Here is a 16,753-nt window from a genome sequence, read left to right on the forward strand (position 1 = left end):
GGTTGTAGCCGCGTTGATTACGATTCGACCATGGCCAAGAAGCTGGTGATCAAGGTGACGGCGGGCGCCGACGCGCCCGAGCGGTGCTCGCAGGCGTTCACGGTGGCGGCGGTGGCCGTGGCCAGCGGGGTCGACGTCTCCGTGTGGCTGACCGGCGAATCCGCCTGGTTCGCGCTGCCGGGGCGCGCGGCCGAGTTCGAGCTGCCGCACGCCGCTCCGCTGCCGGACCTGCTGGACTCGCTGCTGGCGGGCGGACACGTCACCCTGTGCACGCAGTGCGCCGCGCGGCGGGACATCACCGAGAAGGACGTCATCGAGGGCGTCCGGATCGCGGGCGCGCAGGTCTTCGTGCAGGAAGCCCTCGGCGACGAGACGCAGGCGCTCGTCTACTGAGCCCCCGCGTGGGCTGCCGTGGGCTGCGGTGGGCGGGCTACCGGGGCCGTTTCTTGCCGTCGAGCTCGTCCCACCACTCGTCGGACGTCGGGTCGCCGGACGGGTCGTCCCACCAACGGTCCTCGGGCCCGCGGCGGTTGGCGACCATGGCGGCGACGGGCGGAATCAGCATCGCCACGACGCACATGCCCACGGCCGCCGGGATCGACCAGATACGTACGACCCCCCACGCCAGGACGAACAACCCGATGCAGGTGCCCATCATGGCGAAGTACGTGTGCCGTCGCCGTGCGTACATGACTCCAGGGTAGGCCCGCGGGCGCTGGTACGTCGTGGGCGCCGGGGACGGCGAAGGGCCGCGCCCCCGGGAGGGGTGCGGCCCTTCGGCGAACAGGCGAACAAGCGGTCAAGCGGTCAAGCGGTCAGACCGCGATCGCGACCTCGGCCAGGCCGCCCTGCTGGGCGACGACCGTGCGGTCGGCGGTGCCGCCGGGGACCAGGGCGCGGAGCGTCCAGGTGCCCTCGGCCGCGTAGAAGCGGAACTGTCCGGTCGCGGAGGTGGGAACCTCCGCGGTGAACTCGCCGGTCGAGTCCAGGAGACGGACGTAGCCCGTCACCGGCTCGCCGTCGCGGGTCACCTGGCCCTGGATCGTGGTCTCACCGGGCTTGATCGTCGAGGCGTCCGGGCCGCCGGCCTTCGCTCCACACATGTCTTTCTCCAAGAGGGGTCTGACCGGAGGGAAGGCCGGTCGGTTTACGGGCTGGTCGGGTTGCGGGCTGGTCGGGTTACTTGTTGGCGCCGAGCTCGATCGGAACGCCGACGAGGCTGCCGTACTCGGTCCAGGAGCCGTCGTAGTTCTTGACGTTCTCGACACCGAGCAGCTCGTGCAGCACGAACCAGGTCAGCGCGGAGCGCTCACCGATGCGGCAGTAGGCGATGGTGTCCTTGGCGAGGTCGACCTGCTCGTCGGCGTAGAGCTCCTTGAGCTCCTCGTCCGACTTGAAGGTGCCGTCGTCGTTGGCGTTCTTCGACCACGGGATGTTGCGGGCGGTCGGGACGTGGCCCGGGCGCTGGGACTGCTCCTGCGGCAGGTGGGCCGGGGCGAGCAGCTTGCCCGAGAACTCGTCGGGCGACCGGACGTCGACCAGGTTCTGCGAGCCGATCGCGGCGACGACGTCGTCGCGGAAGGCACGGATCGCGGTGTTCTGCGCCTTGGCCTTGTAGTCGGTGGCGGCCCGCTCCGGGACCTCCTCGACCAGTTCGCGGGCGTCCAGCTCCCACTTCTTGCGGCCACCGTCGAGCAGCTTGACGTTGTCGTGGCCGTAGAGCTTGAAGTACCAGTACGCGTAGGACGCGAACCAGTTGTTGTTGCCGCCGTAGAGGATCACCAGCGTGTCGTTGGCGATGCCCTTCGCCGACAGGAGCTTCTCGAAGCCCTCCTGGTCGATGAAGTCGCGGCGGACCGGGTCCTGCAGGTCCTTGGTCCAGTCGATGCGGATCGCGTTCTTGATGTGGTTCTTCTCGTAGGCGGACGTGTCTTCGTCCACCTCCACGATCGCGATGGTCGGGGAGTCCAGGTTCTCCTGGACCCAGTCGGCGTCGACGAGGACGTCGCTGCGGCTCATCTTCTTCTCTCCTCCGGGGCAGTTACGGCGGGGCGTGCGAGTGCGAGATTGCGCGGGCGCAGGCGGCGGCGCGCAGAGGTGCCCTGGTCAGGGCGGCAGGAATGCGGAAGTCGAACTTCCGCTCAGAAGGTGCGACAGAGCATGGCGGCGACGCGGCACAGGTCGACTGCCCGCCGCTTCGTCAGATCCGCCTGTCCCCGCGGCTGGAGGACGCTCGAGTAGCACTGCATGCCGTCGATCGTAGGGACGGACAGCCCGGCATGTCACCGGTGTGTCGTATGGTGAGACGCGATCGTCCAGAATGCGGGAAACGATCTCGGTCCGGACCGGCGCGGCACGGCTCACGGGCGGATGTATCGGTCAGCACGGCTACGGCGCGGACGCCGCCGTCTCGCGTTTCGGACAGCCGGCGGTCACCGTCGGCGCCGCCCGACGTCCTACCCCGCGAGCCTGACGTTCGAACCCTTCACCGTGATCTCCACGCCGTTCCGCGCGGCCCGCACACTGTCCAGCTTCACGTCGCCGGGCAGCTGGTCGATCGTCTGCTTGAAGTCGGTGATCGCGCGGACGCGGGAGTCGGCGAGGTCGACGACCAGCTTGGGCAGGTTGTCGGCGTGCACCTGCACGTCGTCGCCGTGGACGGCCACCGTGCTGAGCACGGGGTAGGTCCGGGTGCCGAGCGGGGTGCGGAACTTGACGTCGACCCGGATCTTGCCGTTGCCGCCGTCGGAGAGGCCGACGACCTGGGCGGTGACCCCGCTGACGATCTGCGTCGGCTGCGACCTGGCCGCCTTGAGCAGTTCGTCGTAGGCGATGGTCGCGGTGCCCGTGGCGCTGGTCGCGGTGGCGGAGCTGTAGTCGCCGGAGAAGGAGACGCCCTTCATGTGCGCCTTCAGGTCGTCGATACGGATCGTCGCCGGGCCGCCGCTGCCGCCGCTGCCGGTGTCGGCCTCGTAGTTCTTGATGCCGACCTCGACGTCGTCCAGCTTCCCGGAGGCGACCTGCGTGAGGAAGGGGAAGCCGTTGATGGACACGTCCGGGGTCGAGGCCAGGTTCTCGGTCGTCTTCACCTTGGAGGCGGCCTCCTCCTCGGCGAAGTACACCGCGACCCGGTCCGCCACCACGAACAGGCCGCCGAGGATCACGACGACGATCAGCAGTATTCGCAGCGCGCGCATGCGATCTTCCCCCACCTGGCCGGACGTTCACGAGTGGTCCCGACGACCGGGTGGCCGCCCAGCGCGAGCGTAACCCTGGGGTGGGCGGCCGACCGGGAATTGTCGATCACCTGTGACAGGAGCCGCCGCGGCACGGCAGGCCTTATCCGAGAGCCCGCCCCAGTACGTACACCACCGGCGCCGCGGCCGTCAGCGGCAGCGCGACACCCGCCGTGAAGTGCACGAACCTCGACGGGTAGTCGTAACTGGCCACCCGGTGGCCGATCAGCGCGCACACCGCGGCCCCCGCGCCCAGCAGCGCGCCCTTCGGGCCGAAGCCGCTCATCGCTCCGGCCGCGATGCCCGCGCCCGCGGCGGCGAGCAGCGAGACGACGACCGACGCGGGGGTGGGCAGCGGCAGGGCGCGGGCCAGTACGGCCACGGCCACCGCGGCCGCGCCGACGGTCGCCGCGTCGGCCGAGGCGGCGAGGAACCCGGCCGCGACGATGGACAGCGCCGCCGAGGCGACGCCCGCCATCAGGCCGTACATCCGCTCGTCCGGGTCCGCGTGCGAGCGCAGCTGGAGGACGAGGGAGAGCAGGACCCAGACGCCGAGGGTGCCGAGGATCGCCGCCGGGCCGTTCGCCCGGCCCGCCACCAGCAGCGCGACGTCCGCGGCGAGCGCGCCGAGGAACGCCAGCGCGATGCCCTGCCGGGCCGGCCACATGCCGTTCAGCCGGAACCAGCCCGCGGCGGTGACCGCCTGGAGCACGACGAGCGGAACCAGCAGGGCGTACGAGCCGACCGCCGCCGTGCCCGCCAGCAGCAGCCCGAGCAGGGCGGTCAGCCCGGCCGGCTGCATACCCGGCTCGATGATCGGGGAACGCCCCTCGAGGCGGGCCCGCTGGGCGTCGGTGACGCGGGCGTTGCCGGCGAGGGTGGCGGGGCCGTAGCCCGCGCCCGGGGAGGCGGCGGGGGCGGCCGGCGCGGGTGCCTGCGGCCGCTGCTGCCACTGGGGCTCGGGCTGCGGCTGCGGCTGTGACGCCTGCTGCCACTGGGGCTGGGGCTGGGGCTGGGGCTCCTGCTGCCATTGCGGCTGCGGCTGCGATTCCTGCCGCCACTGCGACTCGGGCTGCGGCTGCGGCTCCTGCTGCCACTGCGGCTGGGGCTGGGAGTCGGGGTGGGCGGCCGGCTGGGGCGGCTGCGCCGGCAGGTACGCCGTCTCCGCCCCGGACATCGCCGAGGGCGCGGGCCGGGCGTCCCACGTCTGCCCCTGCCACTGCTGCGTGTACTGCTGGGCGGCGTACGGGTCGTCGTACGCCTCGTGGCCCTCGTACCCCTGCTGCGGCTGCTGCTGCCCGGGCCACGCCTGCTGCCGCGGCTGCTGATACGGGTCGTACGGCTGATCGGTCATCCTCACCCTCCTGCGAACGGCGGGAGCACCTCGACCGTGCCGCCGTCGGCCAGCCGTACCGTCTCATGTCCGCGGGTACCCACGGGGTCGCCGTCGACGAGGAACGAGCATCGCCGCAGGACGCGCGTCAGTTCACCCGGGTGTCGCTCGCGCACGGCGTCCAGCGCCTCGGCGAGGGTGGCCGCGTCGTACGGCTCCTCGGCGACCCCGGCCGCGGCCTTCGCGGCGGCCCAGAAGCGCACCGTGACCTTTGGCATCCGGTTCCTCACGTGACGGTCCACGGGCAGCCGGTCGGCTGTCCACCCCGTCAGGCTAGCCCGCCCGTGCGACGGCCCAGTCCCCGATCCGTTCCAGCAGCTCGTCCGCGGCCGCGTGCTCGGCGTGCCCCATGCCGCCCTCGATCCACAGTTCGCCGTGGTCACCGGCCGCGGCGGCGAGCATGCGGGGGTGATCGAGCGGGAAGTATCCGTCGCGGTCGCCGTGCACGAGCAGCAGCGGCGTGGGAGCGATCCGCGGGACGGCCTCCACCGGCGACAACGGCACCGGATCCCACTCGCGGTGGTGGATGCGCGTACCGAATCCGTAGCGGCCCACCAGCCGGCCCGCGGGACGCGTTACCAGCCAGTGGAGCTTCCGCATAGGGGCCGTGCCCCGGTAGTACCAGCGGGCCGGTGCACTCACCGAAACCACCGCATCCGTGGACGCATCCGTGCGCCCCTCGCGCCCCGGCCCGTACAGCGCCGCGTGCCGCAGCACCACCGAGCCGCCCATGGAGAAGCCGGCGGTCACCACGCGCGTGTGGCCGAGCCCGCGGGCCCACCGCACCGCGGCCGCCAGGTCGAGCACCTCGCGGTCGCCGACGGTGGAGCGCCCACCGGACGCGCCGTGGCCCCGGAAGGAGAACGAGACGACCGCCCCGTACTGCGCGAACGCCTCCGCCACGCGGCGCACGTGCGGCTTGTCCACGTCGCCCGTGAAGCCGTGCGCGATCACGAACACGAGGCCGCGGGAGGGTGTCCCGGGCGTTTCGGGCGCACGAGCGGGCGGATCGTATACGGCATCGATCGGCACCCGGTCGTCCGTGGTCAGAAACGTCCGCATAGGCGTGCGAGTGACCGTCTCGGGATGCGGACGAGCGGTGGAACGCGCCACATGACCTGCCGGAGTGATGCTCATGTGGGCTATTCTGCTGGGCAGAGGACTCGGGCAGCGTAGCCCCCGGGTCCTTTTGTGCTTTCGGACGCGTTGTATACGAAGCGGGAACGGCCGGGAAATTCCAGGTGACCGCTGGTGTACGGGGCCTTCGGGATCGCAGAGCAGGTGACGCACCGCACACGTCCTCGCAGGGACCGAGGAGGAACCAGACGTATGAGTTCTCTGCTGCTCCTGACCAACGCCCTCCAGCCGTCGACGGAGGTGCTCCCCGCCCTCGGCCTGCTGCTGCACAACGTGCGCGTGGCCCCGGCGGAGGGGCCCGCCCTCGTCGACACCCCCGGCGCCGACGTCATCCTCGTCGACGGCCGCCGCGACCTGCCCCAGGTGCGCAGCCTGTGCCAGTTGCTGCGCTCCACCGGCCCCGGCTGTCCGCTCGTCCTCGTCGTCACCGAGGGCGGTCTGGCCGCCGTCACCGCCGACTGGGGCATCGACGACGTCCTGCTCGACACCGCCGGCCCCGCGGAGGTGGAGGCGCGACTGCGGCTCGCCATGGGGCGGCAGCAGATCGTCAACGACGACTCCCCGATGGAGATCCGCAACGGCGACCTGTCGGTGGACGAGGCGACGTACTCCGCCAAGCTCAAGGGCCGGGTGCTCGACCTCACCTTCAAGGAGTTCGAGCTCCTGAAATACCTCGCGCAGCACCCGGGCCGCGTCTTCACGCGCGCACAGCTGCTCCAGGAGGTGTGGGGCTACGACTACTTCGGCGGCACCCGCACGGTCGACGTCCACGTACGGCGGCTGCGCGCCAAGCTCGGCCCCGAGCACGAGTCGCTGATCGGAACCGTCCGGAACGTCGGTTATCGATTCGTTACGCCCGAGAAGGGCGATCGCTCCTCCGAGGAGAACAAGACCACGGCGGACCGGGCAAAGCAGGACAGTACGGACGAAGCCGCCGTCCGGGACGAAGCCGAGGTGACGGCGGAGGCATAGCGCGCCGCCGACGGGGGCATCGGTTCCGCACGGACGGTCCCGGGGGATGCCCCTCCCGCCCTGCCCGGGGCGGGTATATCCGCGTAGACTCCGCGCGTGGCCAAGGTGACTCGGGATGATGTGGCACGGCTGGCGGGGACCTCGACCGCCGTCGTCAGCTATGTCATCAACAACGGACCCCGGCCGGTCGCCCCGGCCACGCGCGAGCGTGTCCTCGCCGCCATCAAGGAGCTGGGGTACCGGCCCGACCGGGTCGCCCAGGCGATGGCGTCGCGGCGCACGGACCTCATAGGCCTGATCATCCCGGACGCGCGCCAGCCCTTCTTCGGGGAGATGGCACACGCGGTCGAACAGGCCGCCTCCGAGCGCGGGAAGATGGTGCTCGTCGGCAACACCGACTACGTGGCCGAGCGCGAGGTCCACTATCTGCGGGCCTTCCTCGGCATGCGGGTGTCCGGGCTGATCCTCGTCAGCCACGCCCTGAACGATCTGGCGGCGGCCGAGATAGAGGCCTGGGACGCCCGGGTGGTGCTGCTGCACGAGCGGCCCGAGGCCATCGACGACGTCGCCGTGGTGATCGACGACCTGGACGGCGCCCAGCAGGCCGTCCGCCATCTGCTCGGGCACGGCTACGCGTACGTCGCCTGCATGGGCGGCACCGCCGAGACCCCCGTCGTCGGAGACCCGGTCTCCGACCACGTCGAGGGCTGGCGGCGCGCGATGGAGGAGGCCGGCATCCCGGCCGAGGGCCGGCTCTTCGAGGCGCCCTACAACCGCTACGACGCCTACCGCGTGGCCCTGGAGATCCTCGCCGGGCCCCGGCGACCGCCCGCGATCTTCTGCTCCACCGACGACCAGGCGATCGGCGTGCTGCGGGCGGCGCGCGAGCTGCGCATCGACGTGCCGGGCGAGCTGGCGGTGGCCGGCTTCGACGACATCAAGGAGGCCGGGCTCGCCGACCCGCCCCTGACCACGGTCGCCTCGGACCGCTCCGCGATGGCCCGGGCCGCCGTGGACCTCGTGCTCGACGACGGGCTGCGGGTGGCGGGCTCCCGGCGGGAGCGGCTCAAGCAGTTCCCTTCCAGCCTGGTGGTACGGCGGTCCTGCGGCTGCGAGGACTGAGCGGCACCGCCGTACGCCCTGCCGCGGTCCGCCGTGGTCTCCTGTCACGGCAACGCCTCGTTTCCCTCCGGCCCCGGCCGTGCCGCGTCTTTATATCGGGCAAACGAGGTTCTGCCGGGCTTCTCAGGTGGCACTCAGCGGGCTCTCATGGTCGCGGGACAAGCTTTTCCACATGACCGAGAGCTTCCGCCGCAGCGGCGAGTACGAGAACCCTTACCAGGGCGAGCAGCAGCACGCGTACCCCCGGCAGCAGCCCGCCCCGTCCCCCGTGAACCCCGAGTGGCCGCCCCCGCCGGCGCAGCCGCCGGTGCCCCAGGCGCCGGCACAGCAGGCCGCCCCGGTGCAGCCGGCCACGGTCGAGGGTTCCGGCTACGGCGGCGACGGCAACGGCGGCGGTACGGCGACCCTGGCCGCCGACCCCGCCTTCGGCGGGCCCGCGCCGGCCGCGGGGCGGAAGAAGCGGACCCGGGGCCCCGTCGCCCTGCTGGCCGCCGTGGCGATCGTCGCCGCGGCCGTCGGCGGCGGAACGGCGTACGCCTTCCAGCAGCTCACCGGCAGCGACACCGTCGCCTCCAGCAGCACCAGCACCAGCGTGGTGCCCTCCAGCAAGAAGGGTGACGTCGCCACCATCGCCGCGGCCGTGAGCCCCAGCGTGGTCGAGATCAACGCCGCCTCGAACGCCGGCCAGTCCACCGGCTCCGGCGTGATCATCACCAGCGACGGCGAGATCGTCACCAACAACCACGTCGTCTCCGGCGCCTCCTCGATCAAGGTGACGACCAGCAGCGGCAAGAGCTACACCGCGAAGGTCGTCGGCACCGACAGCAAGAAGGACCTCGCCCTGATCAAGCTGGAGAACGCCTCCGGCCTCAAGGCCGCCACCCTCGGCAACTCCAGCGGGGTGCAGGTCGGCGACACCGTCGTGGCGATCGGCTCCCCCGAGGGCCTGAGCGGCACCGTCACCAGCGGCATCGTCTCCGCGCTCAACCGCGACGTCACCGTCTCGACCGACGAGAACCAGGGGCAGGGGCAGGGCCAGGGCGGCGGCAGCGACCAGTGGCCGTTCTCCTTCGGCGGCCGGCAGTTCAACGGCGACACCGGCTCCTCGACGACGACGTACAAGGCGATCCAGACCGACGCCTCGCTCAACCCGGGCAACTCCGGCGGCGCGCTGATCGACGCGGCGGGCAACATCATCGGCATCAACTCCGCGATGTACAGCGCAAGTTCGCAGTCCTCCTCGGGGTCCTCCGACGCCGGCAGCGTCGGCCTCGGCTTCGCCATCCCGATCAACACCGTCAAGTCCGACCTGGCCACTCTCCGGGCGGGCGGCAGCGACAGCTGACCCCGCACGCACCCACAGGAGCACGTCATGATCAAGCAGGTGTTTCACCCGGTCTGCGGCCTCGGCCCCGCGAGCCTCGCACTGGCCCTCGAGGTCGCGTACGAACTGCACGCCCCCGTGGGCCGGGCGCCCGAGGTGGCGGCGGTTCCCCAGCTGATGGGCCTGCGCACCACCGCGGCCCGCCCGCACCGGCACAAGGTGCCGCTGAACCACCTGGCGGCGCTGCGCGGCTGAGCGCGCACCCCCGCTCCGTACCCGGCGCCGGGGAACCATGCGAGGCTGAAGGCATTCAGCAGGTTCAAGCAGATACCGGTCCTTTCAGCCCCCTTGCCGTCCCACCGCACCCGAGGAACCCGAAGCCCATGAGCCCCGCCGATGGCGACCGTGACCCCCAGCGCATCCTGATCGTCGACGACGAGCCGGCCGTACGCGAAGCACTCCAGCGCAGCCTCGCCTTCGAGGGGTACGACACCGAGGTCGCCGTGGACGGCGCGGACGCCCTGGAGAAGACGACCGTGTACCAGCCCGACCTGGTCGTCCTCGACATCCAGATGCCGCGCATGGACGGCCTGACCGCCGCGCGCCGCATGCGCGGGGCCGGTACGACGACGCCGATCCTGATGCTCACGGCGCGGGACACCGTCGGCGACCGGGTGACCGGACTGGACGCCGGCGCGGACGACTACCTGGTCAAGCCCTTCGAGCTGGACGAGCTCTTCGCGCGCGTCCGCGCGCTGCTGCGGCGCAGCTCCTACGCCGCCGCGGCCCTCGCCGGCACGGACCAGGAGGACGAGGCGCTGTCCTTCGCGGACCTGCGGATGGACCTGGCGACGCGGGAGGTGACGCGGGGCGGGCGGCCGGTGGAGCTGACCCGCACCGAGTTCACGCTGCTGGAGATGTTCATGGCCCACCCGCGGCAGGTGCTCACCCGTGAGCAGATCCTGAAGGCCGTGTGGGGCTTCGACTTCGAGCCCTCCTCCAACTCGCTCGACGTCTACGTCATGTACCTGCGCCGCAAGACCGAGGCGGGCGGCGAGCCGCGGCTCGTGCACACGGTGCGCGGGGTGGGGTACGTGCTGCGCCAGGGCGGCGCCGAGTGAGGAAGGTCCTGCGACGCTTCCAGACGCTGCCGATCAGGTCGCGACTGGCGATGCTCGTCGCTGCCGCCGTGGCTTTCGCGGTGGCGGCGGTTTCGGTGACGTGCTGGTTCATCGTGCAGGGGAAGCTGTACGAACAGGTCGACGGCGACCTGCGGGACATGGCCCGGCGTCCCGGTACGGTCCAGGCGCTGCTGGCGAGGTGCACGCAGACCCCGGCGGAGAACACCCAGCCGTTCCACGGCCGGAACGACTACGTCCAGGCGATCAAGGAACGGGGCCGCCCCTGCGTCGACCCGACATCTCCCGGCACGGTCAAGGTCACCGGCGCCGACAGGAGGGTCATCAGGGACGCCAAGCCCAATGCCGGGTTGTTCCGTGACGGCACGGACGAGGACGGCAACTCGGTACGGGTGCTGACCCTGTACCTGGGCGTCGACACGAACGACTCGAAGGGGGTCGCCGTACTCCTCGCGACCCCGCTCAAGGGCACCCGGTCCACCCTCAACGAACTCGCCCTCATCCTCCTGGTCGTCTCCGGTGTCGGAGTGCTCGGTGCCGGTGCCGCCGGGCTTGCCGTCGCGCGGGCCGGGCTGCGGCCCGTCGACAAGCTCACCGAGGCCGTGGAGACGGTGGCGCGGACGGAGGACCTGAGTGTGCGGATCCCCGTGGAGGACGACGCCGAGGACGAGGTCGCGCGGCTGTCGCGGTCGTTCAACTCGATGACGTCCGCCCTCGCCAGCTCCCGCGACCTGCAGCAGCAGCTCATCGCGGACGCCGGGCACGAGCTGCGCACCCCGCTCACCTCGCTGCGGACGAACATCGAGCTGCTCAGCCGGAGCGAGGAGACCGGCCGCCCCCTGCCGGAGGCGGACCGCAAGGCGCTGCTCGCGTCCGTGAAGGCGCAGATGACCGAACTGGCCGCGCTGATCGGCGACCTCCAGGAGCTGTCGCGCTCGGAGGGCCAGCGCGGCGAACGCGTGCAGGTCGTCTCGCTGGAGGACACCGTGGAGGCCGCGCTGCGCCGCGCCCGGCTGCGCGGCCCGGAGCTGACGATCACCGCGGACCTCCAGCCCTGGTACGTGCGGGCGGAGCCCGCCGCGCTGGAGCGGGCCGTCGTCAACATCCTCGACAACGCGGTGAAGTTCAGCCCGGAGCACGGCACGATCGAGGTGGAGCTCGGCAGCGGCATCCTGACCGTCCGCGACCACGGCCCCGGCGTCGACGCCGACGAACTCCCCCACGTCTTCGACCGCTTCTGGCGCTCCCCCAGCGCCCGCGCCCTGCCCGGCTCGGGCCTGGGCCTGTCCATCGTGGCCCGCACCGTCCAGCAGGTCGGCGGCGAGGTCTCCCTGGAACGCGCCGAGGGCGGCGGCACGGCGGTGACGGTACGGCTGCCGGGGGCGCCGACACCGCCGCCGGAGACCCCGGAAACGCCGTAACGGCCCCGGGAGACCCGCGCAACCGGCCACGCCGAGGCACGATCCCCCAGCTCGCGCACACCCGTCTGCCAGTCCTGGCACAGCCCTTCGCCCCACCGTGTTCGGATGGCGCGCAAGACAACGGTTCTGCTGGCCGACGACGACGCGGACGTGCGGGAGGGCATCGGGCGGCTGCTCCGGTTCGAGGGGTACGAGACGCTCCTCGCCGGGGACGGCCGCACGGCCGTCGAGCTGGTCGGGGTGCCCGGGGACGCGCCCGACCTGGTCCTCATGGACGTCACCATGCCCGGCCTCGACGGGCTGGCGGCGACGCGGCGGATCCGGGCCTCCGGGTGCACCGTGCCGATCCTGATGATCACCGGGCGGGACGCGGTGGGCGACCGTATCGTCGCCCTCGACAACGGCGCCGACGGCTATCTGATGAAGCCGTTCGCCCCCGAGGAACTCCTCGCCCGGGTCCGGGCGCTGCTGCGCCGCGTGCCGCGGCAGCCGGCCGAGGAGGCAGGGGCCGCCGGCGCACTCGCCTTCCAGGACGTCACGCTCGACCCGCGCACCCGCGCCGTCACCCGCGGCGGCCGCCGGCTGGAGCTGACCAGGACCGAGTACCTCCTGCTGGAGTACCTGATGCGGCACCCCGGCCGGGTGCTCGGCCGGCGGCAGATCCTCCAGGACGTGTGGGGCTTCGACTTCGAGCCCTCCTCCAACACCCTCGACGTCTACGTCATGTACCTGCGCCGCAAGACCGAGGCGGGCGGTGAGCCGCGCCTGGTCCAGACCGTGCGCGGACACGGCTACACCCTGCGCGCTACCACCTGAGGATCATCGTCTCGTCGTGGGCCGGCGGTGCGTCGGCCGCGGCGTCCGGCAGCGGCTCGGCGAGCCTGGCGTACGCGCCCCGCCGGGCGAGGAGTTCCCGGTGGGTGCCCGTCTCCACCAGGCGTCCGCGGTCGACGACGAGGATGCGGTCCGCGTCCGGCGCGAGGCTCAGATCGTGCGTGATCATGATCGTCGTACGGCCCGCCGTCAGCCTGCGCAGCGGCTGCACCACCTGGCGTGCGGCGACCGCGTCCAGGCCCGCCGTCGGCTCGTCCAGGACGAGGACCGGTGCCGGGCGCAGCATCGCGCGGGCGATGGCGATGCGCTGGAGCTGGCCGCCGGAGAGGGCGGCCGTGCCGGGCGCGATGGGCGTGTCGTAGCCCTCGGGCAGAGCGTCGATGAAGTGGTGCGCCGCCGCGTCCCGGGCCGCCCGCTCGATCTCCGCGTGGCTCGCGCCGGGCCGGCCGCAGGCGATGTTCTCGCGGATCGTGCCGCTGAGGACGAGCGTCTCCTGCGGCAGCAGGGCCACGTTTTCGCGCAGGAACTCCAGGTTCACGTCCGTGAGCGGGACGCCGTCGAGAGTGATCGCCCCCTGCGCGGGATCGTAGAAGCGGGTGAGCAGCCTGGACAGGGTCGACTTGCCGGCGCCGCTGGAGCCGGTGACCAGGACCAGCTCGCCCGGGCCCGCGGTGAAGGTCACGTCGCGCAGACAGGCGCGGGGGGAGGCGGGGTAGCGGAAGGACACGTGGTGGAGGGCGACCCGGCCGCGCACCGGCCACGGGGCGACCGGCTCGGCGGGGTCGGTGACGGACGGCCGCGCGTCCAGGACCTCGTTCAGGCGCTGGGCCCCCGCGGTCGCGGCGGTGAGGGTGAGGCCGAGCCGGCCGAGGCTGCGCACCGGCGGGTAGAGGTGGCCGATGAAGGCGGCGAAGGCCAGCAGCCGGCCGAGGGTCATGCGGCCGGCCGAGATCTCCCAGACGCCGAGGCCGATCACCGCGAGGACGCACAGGGTCTCGACGACCTCGACGAACTGCTCGTACATCTCGCCGAGCCGGGCGCCGCGCACGCTCGCCCGCATCCAGGCGCGGGCCTCGCGGTCGAGCCGCTGCTCCTCGTCCCGGCCGCGGTTGTAGGCCTGGGTGAGGACGATGTTGCCGAGCGACTCCTCGACCACGGAGGTGATCGCGCCGTCGGCGACCCGCTCGTCCTGGGACGCGGACCTGATGCGGCCGGAGAAGCGGCGGGCGGCGAGCAGGAACAGGGGCACGAGGACGAAGGTGGCCAGGGCCAGGTCCCAGCGCAGCCAGAGGGCGGCCGCCGCGTAGAAGACGGCCGAGAAGGCGGCGGAGACCGTGCCGACCACGCCGGAGACGACCATCTCCTCGATGGCCTCGACGTCACCGGTCAGCCGCTCCACCAGGTCGCCGCGGCGGTGCCGCTGGAAGAAGTGCGGCGGGAGCCGCTGGACGTGCCGGAACACGCCCGCCCGCAGCCGCAGCACGAATCTCTCGGCGGTCCAGGTGGCGAGCGAGTTGCCGAGGTAGCCGACGAACGCGCCGAGCACCGCGACGGCCAGCCAGGCGCCGGCCGGGCCCCAGAAGGCGGAGAGCGAACCGGCCTTCAGGGCATGGTCCGTGAGCTCGGCGAACAGCAGGATCGAGGCGGTCTCGGCGAGCGCGGACACCACCACGCAGCCGACGACCGCGGCGAGCCATCCGCGGTCGCCGCGGGTCAGCGGCCAGAAGCGGCCGAAGGCCGCCCGGACCTCGTTCATGGTCAACTCCTCTCGGGCACAGGGCACGGGGCACGGGACACGGGGCGCACCGGGCTCTGGACACCGGGCCCCGGACATGGCCGAGGCGGGGCCACCGGCGCGAGCACACGCTCGACGCAAGCCGGTGGCCCCGCCTCGCGGGGACATCAGTGCCGGTGGCCGACGGGACGCCTCGGGACCGGCTTCTTCGGCGCCTTCTTCTTCGGGGCCGGGGCGGGCTTGTGGGCCTTCTTGACCGGGGCGATCTTGTGGAAGCTCATGGGAGTCTGCCTTTCTCTGTGTATTCCGTGTGCGAATCGCCTTGATTTACCGCGGTAGCGCCGTTCGCTTTCGACATGGAAAACACTACGACATCACCGAAGGAGAAAAAGACGATTCACCTTGGATATCAATAAGATTCGATGTGGGTTGCCTCTGAAAATAAAATCTCAGACTGGCCCGGGAACCGAATCCGTATTCACACAGGACTTATCCGACGGGCGGCCCCGCGCCCTGGTCCCCCACCCGCGGCCCACACCCGTCAGCCCACGATCGTGATCCGGTCCGGCACGGGCGGCGACATCGGGCTCGACGCCGAGGAGTTGGCCGTCATGTACTGCTCCAGGGCGGCCAGGTCGTCGGTGCCGACCAGGTCGTTCGTGCCCTGTCCCAGCGTCGTGAAGCCGTCGCCGCCGCCGGCGAGGAAGCTGTTGGTCGCGACGCGGTAGGTGGCGGCGGGGTCGATCGCGGCGCCGTTCAGCCTGATGGAGTCGGTGACCACCCGGTCCGCGCCGGTCTTCGTCAGGTCCAGGGTGTACGTCAGGCCCGACGACGGCTGGAGGACCTTCGGGGAGCTCGCGTTCTCTCCGCTGACCTGTTCCTTGAGGACCTGGACCAGCTGGGCGCCGGTGAAGTCCTGCAGGTTCACGGTGTTGGAGAACGGCTGGACGGTGAAGCCCTCGGCGTAGGTCACCACGCCGTCACCCTCGCCGCCGGTGGCCTGGTAGGTCAGGCCCGCCCGCACGCCGCCCGGGTTCATCAGCGCGAGGTCGGTCTCCGGGTCCAGCTCCTTGCCGTAGGCGAGCTGGGCGTCGGCGATGAGGTCGCCCATCGGGGACTCGGTGCCGGTGTTCGGCACGTCGGCCGAGATGTAGCCGATCGGCCGGCTGCCGATCGGCGCCGCGAGGGTGTTCCACCTGCCGATCAGCGCGGTCATGTCGGGCGCCTTGGCTACGGTCCGGGTGACCACGCGGTTCGCCGACCTCACCGACGTACGGGCGATGTCAGCGGTGACGCGGTCGTACGTCAGCGTGGTGTCCGTGTAGAGGCGGCCGAAGGACGCGGCCGAGGTGACCATGCGGGGCTTGCCCGACGGGTCGGGGATCGTGCAGACGTAGGCGGTGTGGGTGTGGCCGGTGACGAGGGCGTCCACGGCCGGGGTGATGTTCTTGGCGATGTCGACGATCGGGCCGGAGACGCCGCTGCCCGGACCCGCGGAGTCGCAGTCGTAGTTGTAGGCCCCCGACGCGGGGAAGCCGCCCTCGTGGATCAGCGCCACGATCGACTGCACGCCCTGCTTCTGCAGCACCTTGGCGTACTTGTTGATCGTCTCGACCTCGTCCTTGAACTTCAGGCCCTTGACGCCCTCGGCGGAGACGATGCCGGGGGTGCCCTCCAGCGTCACGCCGATGAAGCCGACCTTGACGCCCTTCTTCTTCCAGACCCAGTACGGCCTGAGGATCGGCCGGCCCGTCCTCTCGTCGAGGACGTTGGCGGCGAGGTACGGGAAGTCGGCGCCCTTGAACCTCTTGTCGGTGTAGCAGCCGTCGGTGGGGTGGCAGCCGCCGTTCTGCAGGCGCGCCAACTCCCCGGCGCCCTCGTCGAACTCGTGGTTGCCGACGGACGTGACGTCCAGGTCGAGCTTGTTCAGCGCCTCGATGGTGGGCTCGTCGTGGAAGAGGCCCGAGATCAGCGGGGAGGCGCCGACCATGTCGCCGCCGGCCGCGGTGATGGAGTACGGGTGGCCCGCCCGGGCCTGGCGCAGATGGGTCGCCAGGTACTCGACACCGCCCGCGTCGACGGTCTGCGTCGTGCCGTCGGGCTGGAGCTCGGTGACCCGCCCGGAGGAGCCGGTCGGCGGCTCCAGATTGCCGTGCAGGTCGTTGAAGGAGAGCAGTTGGACGTCCTGGTAGCGGCCCGGGCCGTGGTGGCGGCCGCCGCCCTTGGACTCGTGCGCGTCGGCCGGAAGCGCCGCGGCGAGCGCGCCGGCGGTGGCGAGACCGGCGGCCGCGGCGACGAGACGGAGTGCCCGTCTGCGGCGCGGACTCGGCTGGGAAGTGGCTGACATACGCCCCCCTGTGGGTCTGCTGAGGAAGTGGACCGTCCGGCGCAGAATAGGGTCAACGCGCGTAGCACGAAAAGGGACGGGCGGTTACATCCT

At 71.8% G+C, this 16,753-nt stretch carries 18 protein-coding genes; 8 read left to right on the top strand and 10 right to left on the bottom strand.

Annotated elements, in window-relative coordinates:
- Positions 1–30 precede the first annotated feature (30 nt).
- Complete coding sequence (locus tag ACIRPX_RS38310) at positions 31–393, top strand: DsrE family protein (protein WP_404204077.1); 363 nt, start codon at positions 31–33, stop codon at positions 391–393.
- 37 nt (positions 394–430) lie between these two features.
- Here the strand turns inward: ACIRPX_RS38310 and ACIRPX_RS38315 are convergent, their stop codons facing one another.
- The 8 genes from ACIRPX_RS38315 to ACIRPX_RS38350 form a co-directional block, all read right to left on the bottom strand.
- Entirely contained in the window at positions 431–691 is a 261-nt protein-coding gene (locus ACIRPX_RS38315; RefSeq protein WP_404204079.1) for a DUF3099 domain-containing protein, read from the bottom strand.
- 124 nt (positions 692–815) lie between these two features.
- Positions 816–1,103, bottom strand: coding sequence for a DUF1416 domain-containing protein (locus tag ACIRPX_RS38320; RefSeq protein WP_006348354.1), 288 nt, complete (start codon positions 1,101–1,103; stop codon positions 816–818).
- A 76-nt stretch (positions 1,104–1,179) separates the two neighbouring features.
- Positions 1,180–2,019, bottom strand: a complete 840-nt coding sequence (locus ACIRPX_RS38325) for a sulfurtransferase (RefSeq protein ID WP_404204080.1) — start codon at positions 2,017–2,019, stop codon at positions 1,180–1,182.
- Between the two features lie 122 nt (positions 2,020–2,141).
- A complete protein-coding gene (locus tag ACIRPX_RS38330) occupies positions 2,142–2,249 on the bottom strand; it encodes a putative leader peptide (protein WP_404204082.1) in 108 nt (35 codons plus the stop codon).
- A gap of 207 nt (positions 2,250–2,456) precedes the next feature.
- Positions 2,457–3,197 carry a DUF2993 domain-containing protein gene (locus ACIRPX_RS38335; protein WP_404204084.1) on the bottom strand — a complete coding sequence of 247 codons (741 nt, stop codon included), beginning with the start codon at positions 3,195–3,197 and terminating at the stop codon, positions 2,457–2,459.
- 142 nt (positions 3,198–3,339) lie between these two features.
- Positions 3,340–4,590, bottom strand: a complete 1,251-nt coding sequence (locus ACIRPX_RS38340; protein WP_404204086.1) for a hypothetical protein — start codon at positions 4,588–4,590, stop codon at positions 3,340–3,342.
- A 2-nt stretch (positions 4,591–4,592) separates the two neighbouring features.
- The gene (locus ACIRPX_RS38345) at positions 4,593–4,847 is read right to left on the bottom strand and encodes a MoaD/ThiS family protein (protein WP_393871096.1); all 255 of its coding nucleotides are present in this window, start codon (positions 4,845–4,847) and stop codon (positions 4,593–4,595) included.
- A 55-nt stretch (positions 4,848–4,902) separates the two neighbouring features.
- The gene (locus ACIRPX_RS38350) at positions 4,903–5,766 is read right to left on the bottom strand and encodes an alpha/beta hydrolase (protein ID WP_404204088.1); all 864 of its coding nucleotides are present in this window, start codon (positions 5,764–5,766) and stop codon (positions 4,903–4,905) included.
- 192 nt (positions 5,767–5,958) lie between these two features.
- Here ACIRPX_RS38350 and ACIRPX_RS38355 point away from each other — a divergent pair, with 192 nt between their 5' ends.
- From ACIRPX_RS38355 to ACIRPX_RS38385, 7 genes are all read left to right on the top strand, one after another.
- Positions 5,959–6,738, top strand: a complete 780-nt coding sequence (locus ACIRPX_RS38355; RefSeq protein ID WP_404204091.1) for a response regulator transcription factor — start codon at positions 5,959–5,961, stop codon at positions 6,736–6,738.
- 96 nt (positions 6,739–6,834) lie between these two features.
- Positions 6,835–7,860: a LacI family DNA-binding transcriptional regulator gene (locus ACIRPX_RS38360; protein ID WP_404204093.1), complete on the top strand. Its 1,026-nt coding sequence runs from the start codon at positions 6,835–6,837 to the stop codon at positions 7,858–7,860.
- 172 nt (positions 7,861–8,032) lie between these two features.
- The gene (locus ACIRPX_RS38365) at positions 8,033–9,205 is read left to right on the top strand and encodes a S1C family serine protease (RefSeq protein WP_404204095.1); all 1,173 of its coding nucleotides are present in this window, start codon (positions 8,033–8,035) and stop codon (positions 9,203–9,205) included.
- Between the two features lie 27 nt (positions 9,206–9,232).
- The gene (locus tag ACIRPX_RS38370) at positions 9,233–9,439 is read left to right on the top strand and encodes a hypothetical protein (RefSeq protein ID WP_404204097.1); all 207 of its coding nucleotides are present in this window, start codon (positions 9,233–9,235) and stop codon (positions 9,437–9,439) included.
- Between the two features lie 128 nt (positions 9,440–9,567).
- Positions 9,568–10,305 carry a response regulator transcription factor gene (locus tag ACIRPX_RS38375; RefSeq protein ID WP_404204099.1) on the top strand — a complete coding sequence of 246 codons (738 nt, stop codon included), beginning with the start codon at positions 9,568–9,570 and terminating at the stop codon, positions 10,303–10,305.
- Positions 10,302–11,744, top strand: coding sequence for an ATP-binding protein (locus tag ACIRPX_RS38380; protein ID WP_404204102.1), 1,443 nt, complete (start codon positions 10,302–10,304; stop codon positions 11,742–11,744). The genes ACIRPX_RS38375 and ACIRPX_RS38380 overlap by 4 nt, the downstream gene beginning before the upstream one ends.
- Before the next feature lie 105 nt (positions 11,745–11,849).
- Positions 11,850–12,560: a response regulator transcription factor gene (locus tag ACIRPX_RS38385; RefSeq protein ID WP_404204104.1), complete on the top strand. Its 711-nt coding sequence runs from the start codon at positions 11,850–11,852 to the stop codon at positions 12,558–12,560.
- Here ACIRPX_RS38385 and ACIRPX_RS38390 read toward each other — a convergent pair.
- Positions 12,550–14,334: an ABC transporter ATP-binding protein gene (locus ACIRPX_RS38390; protein WP_404204106.1), complete on the bottom strand. Its 1,785-nt coding sequence runs from the start codon at positions 14,332–14,334 to the stop codon at positions 12,550–12,552. The genes ACIRPX_RS38385 and ACIRPX_RS38390 overlap by 11 nt on opposite strands.
- 520 nt (positions 14,335–14,854) lie before the next feature.
- Complete coding sequence (locus ACIRPX_RS38395) at positions 14,855–16,660, bottom strand: bifunctional metallophosphatase/5'-nucleotidase (protein ID WP_404204108.1); 1,806 nt, start codon at positions 16,658–16,660, stop codon at positions 14,855–14,857.
- Positions 16,661–16,753: the final 93 nt, after the last annotated feature.

It is taken from the genome of Streptomyces sp. NPDC101225 (genome assembly GCF_044767585.1).
Classification (GTDB): domain Bacteria; phylum Actinomycetota; class Actinomycetes; order Streptomycetales; family Streptomycetaceae; genus Streptomyces.

Excerpts from the sequence above, each read along its gene's own strand:
- ACIRPX_RS38325 (WP_404204080.1), bottom strand. The coding sequence starts at position 2,019 with ATGAGCCGCAGCGACGTCCTCGTCGACGCCGACTGGGTCCAGGAGAAC.
- ACIRPX_RS38370 (WP_404204097.1), top strand. The coding sequence starts at position 9,233 with ATGATCAAGCAGGTGTTTCACCCGGTCTGCGGCCTCGGCCCCGCGAGC.
- ACIRPX_RS38320 (WP_006348354.1), bottom strand. The coding sequence starts at position 1,103 with ATGTGTGGAGCGAAGGCCGGCGGCCCGGACGCCTCGACGATCAAGCCC.
- ACIRPX_RS38390 (WP_404204106.1), bottom strand. The coding sequence starts at position 14,334 with ATGAACGAGGTCCGGGCGGCCTTCGGCCGCTTCTGGCCGCTGACCCGC.
- ACIRPX_RS38395 (WP_404204108.1), bottom strand. The coding sequence starts at position 16,660 with ATGTCAGCCACTTCCCAGCCGAGTCCGCGCCGCAGACGGGCACTCCGT.
- ACIRPX_RS38315 (WP_404204079.1), bottom strand. The coding sequence starts at position 691 with ATGTACGCACGGCGACGGCACACGTACTTCGCCATGATGGGCACCTGC.
- ACIRPX_RS38375 (WP_404204099.1), top strand. The coding sequence starts at position 9,568 with ATGAGCCCCGCCGATGGCGACCGTGACCCCCAGCGCATCCTGATCGTC.
- ACIRPX_RS38385 (WP_404204104.1), top strand. The coding sequence starts at position 11,850 with ATGGCGCGCAAGACAACGGTTCTGCTGGCCGACGACGACGCGGACGTG.
- ACIRPX_RS38350 (WP_404204088.1), bottom strand. The coding sequence starts at position 5,766 with ATGAGCATCACTCCGGCAGGTCATGTGGCGCGTTCCACCGCTCGTCCG.
- ACIRPX_RS38340 (WP_404204086.1), bottom strand. The coding sequence starts at position 4,590 with ATGACCGATCAGCCGTACGACCCGTATCAGCAGCCGCGGCAGCAGGCG.
- ACIRPX_RS38330 (WP_404204082.1), bottom strand. The coding sequence starts at position 2,249 with ATGCAGTGCTACTCGAGCGTCCTCCAGCCGCGGGGACAGGCGGATCTG.
- ACIRPX_RS38345 (WP_393871096.1), bottom strand. The coding sequence starts at position 4,847 with ATGCCAAAGGTCACGGTGCGCTTCTGGGCCGCCGCGAAGGCCGCGGCC.
- ACIRPX_RS38355 (WP_404204091.1), top strand. The coding sequence starts at position 5,959 with ATGAGTTCTCTGCTGCTCCTGACCAACGCCCTCCAGCCGTCGACGGAG.
- ACIRPX_RS38335 (WP_404204084.1), bottom strand. The coding sequence starts at position 3,197 with ATGCGCGCGCTGCGAATACTGCTGATCGTCGTCGTGATCCTCGGCGGC.
- ACIRPX_RS38310 (WP_404204077.1), top strand. The coding sequence starts at position 31 with ATGGCCAAGAAGCTGGTGATCAAGGTGACGGCGGGCGCCGACGCGCCC.
- ACIRPX_RS38365 (WP_404204095.1), top strand. The coding sequence starts at position 8,033 with ATGACCGAGAGCTTCCGCCGCAGCGGCGAGTACGAGAACCCTTACCAG.